The organism is Haloferax marinisediminis (genome assembly GCF_009674585.1).
In the GTDB taxonomy this organism is placed as follows: Archaea; Halobacteriota; Halobacteria; order Halobacteriales; family Haloferacaceae; genus Haloferax; species Haloferax marinisediminis.
In genome coordinates this window covers 39,399-50,897 of record NZ_WKJP01000006.1, presented here as the reverse complement: position 1 = coordinate 50,897, position 11,499 = coordinate 39,399, and the positions used below count along the sequence as shown (strand labels likewise).

Below are 11,499 nucleotides of genomic sequence, written 5' to 3'. Positions count from 1 at the left end.
GCAGTTGTGTAACGTCCACTCCTGCACAAGCCAAAGTATTAACTAGATTGGAGAAAGTCGGTGAGTAATGAAAATCTCACATTCAGAATCACCCCAACACGCATTGAGAGGGTTACTCCCTGGTGAGAAGCCGTGAGTCAGCAGTCCGACTCCCAGGGTTTGGACGCTGAAGATGAGGCTTCAGACGAGGGACCGAGAGAAAAGCGCTACAAGTGGTCGCAGATGAGCCTCGACAAACTCGTCGACGTCTACTGGCAAGACATCGCACCGAAGCGATATCGTGATGGGTTCAACGAAGATCGAGACGTACCGACCTACGACTGGCTCACTGAACACGGATGCAGTGGAATCGCGTACGCGCTACGCGAGCATCACGATTTGACTCCCAAGCAGTTTTTTGTCGACGTCGTCGGCCTCGAAGACGAGGAATCAGAGGAGTGGGAGTGGAACGTCGACCACGACTCTACCGTCGACGCGCTCGACGCGTACCTCACGTCGATAAAAACTCGTGGTGGACGGGCAGAAAGTACCGTCGAGACCCACCGGACACGACTGGCCAAGTGGGTTCGGACCTACCGAGAGCTACACGGGACAGATGCGTTGCTCGGACCGCTGTCTGAGTTAGACCAGCAGCCGCGGGAAATCGAACGCTGTCTCGCCGTCCTCGACGTCTTCGACGAGGAGCTATCGACGGATCGGTCCAAGCTGGAGTACCTACACGTCGCCAGAGCGTGGTATGCGTTCGTGAAGCGCCGGAAGTACGCAAAGTACAACCCACTCTCGGAGGCTGGCGAAGAGTTTGGCTGGGAAGCGAGCGAACCGGACCCACAGGCGTTGTCGGCGTCGCAAGTCCGTCGAATCTACAGTGAGGTGGATTCGCCCGAAGCGGAATTACTCGTCGTTGCACTTGCTGGGTGGGGATTACGGCCCTCCGAGGTTGCGGCGTTGCACATTGACCAGGTGGTCTTGGATGCCGAGGATCCACACCTGTCGTTCAGTGATGGAGAGCGGAAGAACGGACCCGGTGAGGTGACCCTGTTGTATGGGGTCAATATGGTCGCTAATCGGATTGACGTGCTTTCTGACCGTGAGACATGGAACGGGTATCTGTTCCCCTCTCGGTCATCGTCGACGGGGCATGTGTCTGTGAGTACGGTTCGTCGTCGGTTCAAGCAACTTGCAGACCGTGCTGGCGTGGTCGTTGATGGGGATACGCCCACACCGAAGATGGGGCGACGGTTCTGGTACTCGGCGTATCAAGAAGCTGTTGGTGAGGTGCTTGAGGGGTTGGAAGGGGTTGCTGAAGACCAGGGGAGTTCGTCGACGGAGGTCGTGCTTCGGAACTATCTGTCGAGGGAGCAAGAGCGAAAGGCTCGGCGAAGGAGGATGTATGAGAAGTTGGAGATAGCGTTTGAATAACTAAAATCTATGCACCAATTCTGTCTATATTCAGATTTCACAAGTTGGCTCTAACATATTTATTACTCAATTGTAACTGTAATTATGGGGTGGTTTTGTTCTGAAATGCTTGACAGACGCGGAGGCACAAAGGCTGCCTGAATTGAACACGACCTACGTGGTCGTCTCTGCTTGAGAAGTGTCGGGATTCTCAACATTCAATCGAATTAAGCGGGCTGATTGAGCGACGTCTGATGAAATCTCCGCTGTTGAGCTGTCGTCTTCTGATTCTCCTTGAGTTCCGTCCGCTGTTTCAGTGCCCTCTTGGCCACCAAGAACTGGTCTCTGTTCATCGTATCGAGGCCTATCTTCCAGCTTACCTAACTGCTCGTAGTATTCCTCGAAATCCATTGGGTTGTCGTAGTCCTGATTCTGGTAGAGCCAACTCGCTTTGCTTTCTTTAGCGAGTTCTTCGGTCGACGTCCGCTTTGTCCGCTGATGGACACGTTCGATTATCTTCTTTTTGGCATTCGGGAGATTGCCTCCAGATACTCCATAGCCCAGGTATTTCGTTGTCTTTCCACCATTACGATAGACAACATCTTTCTTGACGTCCAAATCATTCAACGCCTTTCGTATTGTCTCTGAGTAGCTTCCGTAGATGTAGGGTTTGAACTCCGCCGTCGTAAGCCGGGCCCCATAATTTTCTATACAATATAGTTCAGCCTCATAGACAAGCTTCTGGAAGCGAATCTCGTAGAGGTACTTATACTTGCTGAGGAATTCCTTTAGGACTTCCTGTACTTCCTCTACATCCGCTTCTGTGCTGAGTTGAGGGCTCATAGATTAGTTGTCAGGGTTGTTGTTCTCAATACCGGGCAGTCTGCCAGCCGAGTGCCTGAGTTTGGTTCTAATCATCCGGGTCCTTATCCCCATCGGATGAATGTACTTTTTCTGTATATTCCGTCACCAAGTATTCTACGTAGTACTCCTTGTAATCACCGGACGCATCGAAGAACGCTATCGTCGAAACTGTAAGGACAATGATGAGTGGGCCGATTAATCCGCCGAATACACTGAACAGCAGGATATCCGGTTCGTCAATTTTGTAATTGAACAGGGTTGCGTATATGTCTGTCAGTTGAGCTGCGAGCTCAATCGAATAACCTAGGACGGGCACAAACAGATGGACAAGCAACCCGGCAATTTGAGCCAGAATGTCGCCCCCAAACAAGACAAGACCACCAGCCGCAACCACATACAGACCCACCGTCATAAGCGAAGATAAAGCGTTCTCTCTCCAGTTTTGTGCAAACACGAGCACAAGCGACTCTATCAATACCCCAATAAAGAGAGTGAGTGAGAAAGCAAGAACCAGCTGTAGTATGACCGATTCCGCAGTGAAGTTGGCGACGTCGGTCGGCAACGTAGATACTGCATCCAGAAGTGCTAGTTTATTCTGGTGGACAAAGACCGAGAGGTAGGCTATCGTAAGACCGGCTAGAACGACCCACATACTTCGACAAAATGAATACCTGGATTGGAAGCTACCTGCACGCGTCGGTTGAGCCTCGTCCAATCGTGTCGTAATCAGTGGGTAGAGTTCCTCAAGCCGACTTCCTTCCCGCTCGAGTGTGACGTCGAGATCGTCCAATTCGCTCTCTACAGCATTCACGAATAGTTCGTACTTTGTTTCTTTCCGGCTCTCAGTATTTCGGTACGGAAGGACTTGGTCCTCAAGATTCCGGACGAACAGGTCACGGTGGGATATGAGTCCTGTATCAACCTCTTTTAATCGTCGTTTCGCCCAATCTTTCATGGCATGTCCGATTTCGATAGGGAAAACCCAGTCCACATTCAAATCATTGGACCAGTTTGACTTCGTATTCTCCCACCAGTCGTGCATTCGTGGCTTAAAATTAGTCTCGGTCTTGTCAGTCTCATCCGACGTGTCAGCAACTCCATCGACCGTGCTCTCATCTCCCGTCTGGTCTGGTGGTCCCTCAGGGTCGCCTGTTTTTCCCAGCAACACGTCTTGAGCGAATAGGATGGGATATGGACGATGACTGCTGGTTGCGTCCCGAAGACGCATCAGCCATCCCCTCAACCACCCGAACGACCGCTCAATGTTCACGGCTACGTTGTGAATTCCCTCCCCGAAGACCAAGCCGACGGCAACCCCGGTAATCAAGATTAGCGCCACATTTCGGATCGTAAAGACCGTCGTTTCCCCGTCGGGGAAAATCGACATTGGAAGCAAAAGGACAATCCCGAAAAGCCAGACAACGCCTGGAATGGCCTTCCCAAAGAAATCGTAGGAGTCAAAGAAACCGCCATCCCTTGCACGCATCTAACACTCCCAATTAACTCGTGATTGATAAAGTTAGGTAATTTGTCAGTCAAAGAATCCTGTGCTCATCAATTTCTAAACGCAAAGGCGTGGTGTCATTACTAACAGCTAATGGTAGAGAGTATTCACAGTACCAATCGAGAATTTAATCGAACGATTTAATCGAACAATACAGGCGAAATCAACGATTATGATTCCAATTCCAGCCGTTCAATCGTTAAATCGTCTTCAGTAACCCTCGTGAGCCAAACAGAGGGTTTGTTGTCTTTCTTGTATTTGCTTATCGTCGAAGTCGGGCCAGTTACGAGGACAGGAACATCATGACCAACGACGCGACCCTGTTTACTGACGTGCATGTGGCCAGTCACGATGAGGTCAATATCGATAGACGCTGATTCGAGGAATGCCGACACATCAGCTCCGGTTTTGTAGATGAGCGAACCTTGGTCGTTGGTAACTGGATATGGCTTTTCGTGAAGGACGAGGATATTCCGATTGAAAAACGTCGATGCAGTCGATTCTATACCTCCCTCCGGTAAGTCCCCGGCAGTGTAGTCAATCCCGAACAGATTGACTGAAGGATTACCCAGCGTAATTGGCTCAGTACCCAGACGAAGACGCATCTCAGCCCCGTCTGCGAACTGCTGTAAACTTTCGATTCCATAGTCTGTGTCGTGATTCCCCCGAATGTAGTACATCGGGATATCTGCTCCCAGAGGGTCCGTCAGATCGGCTGTAACCTCAATACAGTCCGACTTCGTTGCCTCATAATCGAACACATCTCCTGCATGGACAATCGCGTCGACGCCGCGTGAAATTGCCACTTCTAACGCCTGTTTGAATCCCTCACGTGCATCGACTGACCGTTCCCACGGACGTTTTTCTGACCGGTCTCGATGCCGATATCCGATGTGCGTATCTCCCACAATGAGGAGTTCGGTTGCCGACGGTTCGGAGTCCAAGCGCTCAATTTCGAGGGCCTTGTTGCTGTCAATGACAACCTCAGGGCTATAGTTCGAGTATCGCTTTCCACGGCCACCAGTAAGAGCGTATTTCTCGTTAATCACCCAGTCACCATTGACGTCGTGTTTTTCCCAAAGCACGATTTGGAACTGGTTCCCATCAGAGTCAGTCGCTGTCAATTCGACGTCACGTGGGGCGTGGGCGAATGGGCGACTTTGTTGATAGTGAACCTGAGAGTACCCGGAACTGGCTGATTGTGTCTAATATCGTCGGCCGTCGTCACGTCTTGAGCCACCAGACGTCACTGACTTATCTGTTTTGGACAACGATGTAGAGGAATTCAATTCTCATTCTTGCCACCCTTCAATGAGGCCAGTTGGGGGCGCAGTACTCCACGCGGATACGGCTAGTAAGAAACTCACAGTCATGGGAGTCTATCTGAAGTGGTATGCTGAATAGAAGTGATGGGTACAGCACGACAGTCTCGTTTGTTCCCCAGCACGCACGGAGTATATGGCATTAGAACATCAGATGCAAGTGGAAGCGGACGTCTGAAGTCGTTGACTGAATCACCACTTGTTTGAATCAGATTCCTCGAAGATCGCAATCGGGTTCGGGCGCACGTAATGCCAACAGAACCCCGATGAGGGCGACACCTCCGGCGACGAAGAACGCAAGGCTATATCCCGCCCAGTCGATGATAGCGCCGGCCACGATGGGTGCAGAAACGCGCCGAGCAGGCCAATGCTCGTCAATAGGGAGACGGCTGTGGTCCGAACTGTGGGTGCAACGAGTTCGACGATGTACGAAAAGATGAGGGCACCACAGAGCTGGAGTACGCCGAGTGGCTTACCAGAGGGCTAGCTGAACACGAGACCGTTGACGATGGAGGGCATCACACGCTCTAGTTTCACGCGGGAGACAAATATGAACTGGATTCGTCCACTCTTGCAGGGGGCGTTTTGTCCGCACTAAGCAACTAGGAGCGATTAGGACTTGAGAGTCCAGGATTCCTTCGAAGTCTGTTGAGTAGGGACTAACCCATTACCGACATGCGTGTTTCACTGGTGGGACTGTTCACTTTCATCCCGCCTTGCTCGTTTTTATATGTCTGCCAGAAGAAAAGTCAGTAAATCGAATACACAGGAATCCTTCCTGGTTCGAAACTCCCTGCTGGAACACAATTCCAGTGAGTAGAGAACAGCAAACACGATTCACAAAACACATCAACAAATGAAAATCGGACACCTTGCCGACATACATCTCGGCCACCGTCAGTACGGTTTGAAACAACGCGAAGACGACATGACGAACACGTTCAAAGCGACGCTACAACTCATCATGCGGGACGATCCGGACGCCATCCTCTTGCCCGGTGATTTGTTCCACTCCCGAGACCTCCGCCCGAAGGCTCTGGAAGCTGCTGAGAAGGGACTCAGCGTCGTTCCTAACGATGTCCCTGTCCTCGTCTCTCGTGGGAACCACGACGAGAACTTGACCCCACGTGAGGTGACGTGGCTAAATTACCTCCATCGCCGTGGACATATCGTTCTTCTTGAAGCTGACCTAGAGAACAATCCAGAGGTCGCCCAGTTCGGACGATACGACGCCGACGAACCCGGTGAAGACGCTGGCTTCTACGACATAGAGACAGACACCGGCACAGTCCGCGTGTTCGGGTTGCAGTGGCGGGGTGCGCGAACAGACACCGCGCTCGAGAAGGTCGCGAAGGGTATCCGAGAGACAGCAGAGGACCACGGACAACCGGACTACACGGTGCTTCTGGCTCACTTCGGTATCGAGGACGAAGTACCTGCACTCGGCGGGAACGTGACACACGCTGAACTCCGAGATGTGCGTGAGGTAGTTGACTATCTTGCACTGGGGCACATCCACAAGTGCTACGATGCGAGTGGATGGATCTACAACCCAGGGTCATCTGAAGCACACTCCACGTCGGAGGCACGAGACGACTGGAACCACGGCTACTACAGCGTGGACCTGAGTCCGGCTGACGATGAGTACGATGGACCGGGACAACTCGCTCACGACGTCAACCACAAGCATTCCCGGCGACGTCCGTTCTACACCATCAAGTTCGATGTGACACCCTATGAGTCGGTAGGTGAACTCGAAACCGCGTTCCGTGAACAACTGAGCGACGAGCAGAGTGTTCTCCAGAACTACCTAGACCGTGAGGAGTTCCTGCTGGGCAATGAACGTCGTGAGCCGATGATCGACCTCCGCTTCGAGGGAACGCTCCAATTTGACCGAGGGAGCTTCCGAGTCGACGAACTAGCCGACCAAACCGCGACTGTGTGCGATGCACTGTACGTACAGACGAACACCAGCCGCGTCACCACGGCTGAGATTCAAGAACTGCTTGCCGAACTCGACGACGAAGAAGTGTTCGTCGACGGCCGATTGCAGACCGCTGCATTAGAACAACGGGTCTTCGAGACCATCGCCACCGAATCTGAGTACAGCAATCACGCCGACGCCGTGGCGGCACTCCTCGGTGATGCACATCGGATGGCGCAGGACGGTGAGAGTACAGACGACATCGTCGACGTCGTTTCTGAAAGTCGCCGGGAACTATTCCCCGAAGCTACATCGGGCGTCTCGCTGGATGTCAGTGAGGACCCCTTTGCAGAACGTGACGAGGGCGAGGAGAGTACTGCCAAACAACAGACTGCTGCTGCCCCTAGAGGTGATGCAAATTGAAAATACTCGGTGTTACGCTGGAGAACATCAAGTCGTACGAGGACAGAACGGAGGTACCACTACAGGAAGGTGTAACCGCGATTCTCGGAGAGAACGGTTCCGGAAAGTCGACTATACAGGAGGCGATTGGGTTTGCCCTGTTCGATTCGCTCCCGTTCAACAACAACGAATTCGTCCGTGAGGGGGCCTCGTCCGGCATCGTCGAGGTAATCATCGAGTTGGACGAGGGCAAAGAAGGACAGCGGTACCGCGTGACCCGGTCTGCGGGGTATTCGAAGTACGGTGTTGCACGGTACGACAGTCAAAACGACGAGTGGATAAACCAAGATATCGATTCGAAGAAAGGACTCGTCGACTGGCTCTGCGCGAAGTTCAATCTCGAGGATGGCGACGAACTGAGCAAACTGTGGGAGTCGTGCCTCGGTGTCCCACAGACACGGTTCCTCTCTGATTTCGCACAAACCGCTCGGAATCGACAGAAGACGTTCGACGAACTACTCGGCATCGACGCCTACGAGAACTCCTGGAACGTCTTGAAGGGGGTTCCGGACGAGATTGAAGCCGAGCGCCGGCGCGTGCGAGAAGACATCCGCGAACTCACGGGGGAAGTACAGAGCCTTCCCAAGGAACGTGAGGAGAAGAGAAAGCTCGAGGAGGAAGTCGAACAGATCTCCGGCGAGATAGAATCTGCACGTTCCGAGCTCTCCGAGGTCGAAGAGAGACACGAAGAGCTAGATGACATCAGTGAACGAATTACGGAACTTGAGACAAAGATTCAACAGAAAGAGCAAGCAATCGAGGCGAAAGAGAACGCGCTCGGTGACGCAGAGAACGAACTCGAAGCCGCACAACAAGCCGCCGACAAATGCGAGGCCGCTCGTGAAGGATACGAGCAGTACGACGAGGCAAAGGAACGCCAAGACCAACTCGAAGACGACCTCTCAGAACTGAACCAGTTACGCGAGGAACGTCAGGAACGGGACGGCAAACTCGGGCGCCTCCAGACGCAAAAAGAGACACTTCAGGAGCAGGTAGAGAAGTACGAACAGGCCAAGGAGAACATCGATACGCACGAGTCGGATAAGGACCGCTACGAGGAACTCGACGAACGGATTTCCGATTTGGAGTCCGACCGCAAGACAGTCGAACGCCTCCGTGGTGAAATTGATTCACTCGACACCGACGCCCGGGATGACCTCGATGAACTACGGCGAACGATTGAGACGATTGAGGAAATCGAAACCGAAGCGGCCGAAGTGGCGGATGCAGGCGGTCTTCGGGACCGAAAAAGTGAGGTGAAGGGTGGGCTCGCGTCACTGAATTCAGAAGAGTCTGAACTTCGCGAGCGCCTAGAAAACCTTCGAGATGCTGACGCAGATTCACCGTGTCCGACCTGCGGTAAACCACTGGAAGGTGAGCATCGGACGAAGACCATCGAAGAGCGGGAAGGACGGCTCGAGGAGATTCAAGAGGAACGTCAGGCTTTCAACGAGGAACTCTCCGAACTTCAGGACGAACTCGAGGAGGCCAAACGGGTCGAGACACGAGTCGCGCAGTTGGACATGCACAAGAGTCGGGCAGGCGAACTTAGAGAAGACCTCGGTGACCTCGCCAAAAAGCGCGAGGAAACTCGTGAGCAAATAACCTCACTCACGGAGGGAATCGAACAGATGCCCGACCTTGAGGACGAGCGCGATTCACTTGAGGCTGCGAAAGACGCCTACCGGACGGCGACGGTTCAAGCGAAAGAGTACGCCGATGCCCCAGATAAACTCGTGGATGTCGAAGAGTCGATTGAGTCGGTTGAGGCCGAGATGGCCCAGCTGGATGAGGAAATAGCCGAGTTCGGTGATGTCGAAGATGAACTGGAGAGCGTGAAAGGGGTACTCAAGGAAAGCGAAGACGACTACCGGCAGTTCGAACGCAATCGGCAGACTGCCAACAAACTGGAGGCACGAGAGGAGGCAGTAGCGGAGATAGAGCAAGCGCTTGCGAATCTTCGGGAAGAACACGATCTGTTGAACGAGGATTTCCAGGACGAAAGGGAATCGTTCGACGAAGACGAGTACGAGTCTCTCTCCAAGGACATAGAGAAACTCAAAGGACGAATTAACACCCTCAATGGAACGAAATCCGCGAAGGAAGAGGAACTCAAGGGAGTCGCAGCCACTGTCGAGGACTTAGAGGAGAAACTGTCGGAACGGAAAGAAGCGATTGAAAAGCTACGCGAACTCGCTGCAGACCAGCAGTTCGCCACGTGGGTGCGCGACAACGTTCGTGCTGCCGGGCCAAAGATGCGTGACGTCATCACCGACCGCATCGGCAAGCGTGCCGACACCATCTTCCGGTCGATTCGCGGTCGAAAGGCAGAACAACTGGAGTGGACGTCCGACTACGATATCGTCGTCGTCGACGCTGACGTCCGAAAGTCGTTCTCAACCCTCTCCGGCGGCGAGAAGATGGCTGCGGCACTCGCGGTCAGATTGGCCATCTTAGAACAGATTTCGGGACTCGGAATCGCCTTCCTCGACGAGCCGACAGCAAACCTCGACGAGGACAAGAAAGCGAACCTCGTCGCGCAACTCAACGGACTGGACGCCTTCGAGCAGCTAACGGTCATCAGCCACGACTCCACGTTCGACTCGATGACTGACTACAGCGTAACCATCGAGAAACCGAACCAGACGTCGGAGGTGATGAGCGACTAATGGCGTTCGACAAGTCCGAAGTCGCGGCGGCACTCGACGACAATGTCGAAGTCATCCGGTCATATCTGGAGGACGATGGCTACTTCGTCGAGCGCTACCAGGATGCCTTTCGCCGACTTCCGAAGATGGGTGATGCGAGTGACCTCCGCTCCGACCTATCGTCTTCGTCGTATCCCGGTGCACTCCCAACGGATAGGTTCGATTCCGCAGATTCACTCGTGATTCATCACGAGGCATCCGACAGTTGGGATAGCCACGAGGCGGTCAACGACTGGGCACGTGATCTCCTTATGGACGTTCCAATGCTCGCCGTTGATGGGTCAGAGATACCCCCAACGAAGCAATTCAACATTCCACTCGCGTATGTGCAGGCGGCATGGTGTCTCAACCACCATTCGCCGGAGGGAAGACTCGAACGTGGGAGGGAGGGGCGACTCTTAGATCCAATGGACGTGACACGCTCGGGTGGCGAGGATGGTGATGACGAGTACCGGTTCGTCGACAGCTCTCTCGTCGGCCTTGAGCGATACGAACACGAGGCTAACCTGCTCATCGACAAAATCGAATACCTTGCAGAGCGACACGGGGGCGGCGCATTTGAACGGAAACCGGTCGTTCTCTACGATGGTCCGCTCGTTGCTTCATTTGCAAACCCAAGGCGACCAGAGATTAGGAACCGATATCTCTCAGCAATCAGCGAGCTCATCGCTGCAAGTCAGCACCATCGGATACCACTCGTCGGGTACATTGCAGGAACCAATGCGATTGAGTTGTCGAAGATGACACGGTTGCTGCTTCAGGACGAACTTGGTGCTGACCGAACAATTCCAGACGCGAGAGTGTTGTCAGGGATGATGAGCCCTTGGGGAGACTCAACTGTCCCGTTTCTGTGCCGTCGTGATGGCAGTGTCGACGCACTTACTGCGACGTATCGCGGCGAAGAGTATGACTTCAGCCACGAGATTCACTTTTCATATCTGAAAGTTCCACCGGGAGAAGGCCTCGACCGGTTGGAATTCCCTGGTTGGCTGCTGGACACGGATGGACCATCCGGGTATGAGAGTCTATACGAGTACGTGCTGGATGTTATTCGAGCCGAAGCGGGAGTTGGCCGAGGATATCCAGAAGTACTCCAACAAGCAGACACCGACGCTGTGCTCGACCAGCGGGACCGACAACAGTTCCTCCGCCTCCTCCAGAAGTGGGCCGAGACGAACGATGTGCCTCTGGAGTGGGATGCTAAAGCACTCAGCAAGGAACTCCGCCGACGATGATACTGACAACACGCTCGGTGTTGGCGACAGAATCGCTCCTCAACTACGGTATTGGAGCCGTTATCTCCACGACTTTCCACAA

The 11,499-nt window shown here is 53.5% G+C and carries 7 protein-coding genes and 1 pseudogene; 4 read left to right on the top strand and 4 right to left on the bottom strand.

What is annotated here, in order from left to right; translation table 11 throughout:
- The first annotated feature begins 222 nt into the window (after window positions 1–222).
- Window positions 223–1,419 carry a tyrosine-type recombinase/integrase gene (locus tag GJR98_RS17055; RefSeq protein WP_151139943.1) on the top strand — a complete coding sequence of 399 codons (1,197 nt, stop codon included), beginning with the start codon at window positions 223–225 and terminating at the stop codon, window positions 1,417–1,419.
- 153 nt (window positions 1,420–1,572) lie between these two features.
- Here the strand turns inward: GJR98_RS17055 and GJR98_RS17050 are convergent, their stop codons facing one another.
- The 4 genes and pseudogenes from GJR98_RS17050 to GJR98_RS18030 form a co-directional block, all read right to left on the bottom strand.
- Window positions 1,573–2,241, bottom strand: a complete 669-nt coding sequence (locus GJR98_RS17050) for a type II toxin-antitoxin system antitoxin SocA domain-containing protein (RefSeq protein WP_151139942.1) — start codon at window positions 2,239–2,241, stop codon at window positions 1,573–1,575.
- Between the two features lie 67 nt (window positions 2,242–2,308).
- Window positions 2,309–3,748, bottom strand: a complete 1,440-nt coding sequence (locus GJR98_RS17045; protein WP_151139941.1) for a hypothetical protein — start codon at window positions 3,746–3,748, stop codon at window positions 2,309–2,311.
- A gap of 188 nt (window positions 3,749–3,936) precedes the next feature.
- On the bottom strand, window positions 3,937–4,851 hold the full coding sequence (locus GJR98_RS17040) for a metallophosphoesterase family protein (RefSeq protein ID WP_191965524.1): 915 nt from the start codon (window positions 4,849–4,851) through the stop codon (window positions 3,937–3,939).
- Between the two features lie 445 nt (window positions 4,852–5,296).
- A pseudogene (locus GJR98_RS18030) lies at window positions 5,297–5,547 on the bottom strand (MFS transporter); the annotation flags it as partial.
- 397 nt (window positions 5,548–5,944) lie between these two features.
- On the opposite strand from GJR98_RS18030, the gene GJR98_RS17030 reads away from it, so the two are divergent.
- From GJR98_RS17030 to GJR98_RS17020, 3 genes are read left to right on the top strand one after another with little or no spacing between them, the layout of a single operon-like run.
- The gene (locus tag GJR98_RS17030; RefSeq protein ID WP_151139939.1) at window positions 5,945–7,435 is read left to right on the top strand and encodes a metallophosphoesterase family protein; all 1,491 of its coding nucleotides are present in this window, start codon (window positions 5,945–5,947) and stop codon (window positions 7,433–7,435) included.
- On the top strand, window positions 7,432–10,143 hold the full coding sequence (locus GJR98_RS17025) for an AAA family ATPase (RefSeq protein WP_151139938.1): 2,712 nt from the start codon (window positions 7,432–7,434) through the stop codon (window positions 10,141–10,143). Before GJR98_RS17030 ends, GJR98_RS17025 begins: the two co-directional genes overlap by 4 nt.
- A complete protein-coding gene (locus GJR98_RS17020) occupies window positions 10,143–11,417 on the top strand; it encodes a DNA double-strand break repair nuclease NurA (RefSeq protein ID WP_151139937.1) in 1,275 nt (424 codons plus the stop codon). Before GJR98_RS17025 ends, GJR98_RS17020 begins: the two co-directional genes overlap by 1 nt.
- Window positions 11,418–11,499 lie beyond the last annotated feature (82 nt).

Coding starts and splice junctions, on each gene's coding strand:
- GJR98_RS17020 (WP_151139937.1), top strand. CDS start 10,143: ATGGCGTTCGACAAGTCCGAAGTCGCGGCGGCACTCGACGACAATGTC.
- GJR98_RS17055 (WP_151139943.1), top strand. CDS start 223: ATGAGCCTCGACAAACTCGTCGACGTCTACTGGCAAGACATCGCACCG.
- GJR98_RS17050 (WP_151139942.1), bottom strand. CDS start 2,241: ATGAGCCCTCAACTCAGCACAGAAGCGGATGTAGAGGAAGTACAGGAA.
- GJR98_RS17045 (WP_151139941.1), bottom strand. CDS start 3,748: ATGCGTGCAAGGGATGGCGGTTTCTTTGACTCCTACGATTTCTTTGGG.
- GJR98_RS17030 (WP_151139939.1), top strand. CDS start 5,945: ATGAAAATCGGACACCTTGCCGACATACATCTCGGCCACCGTCAGTAC.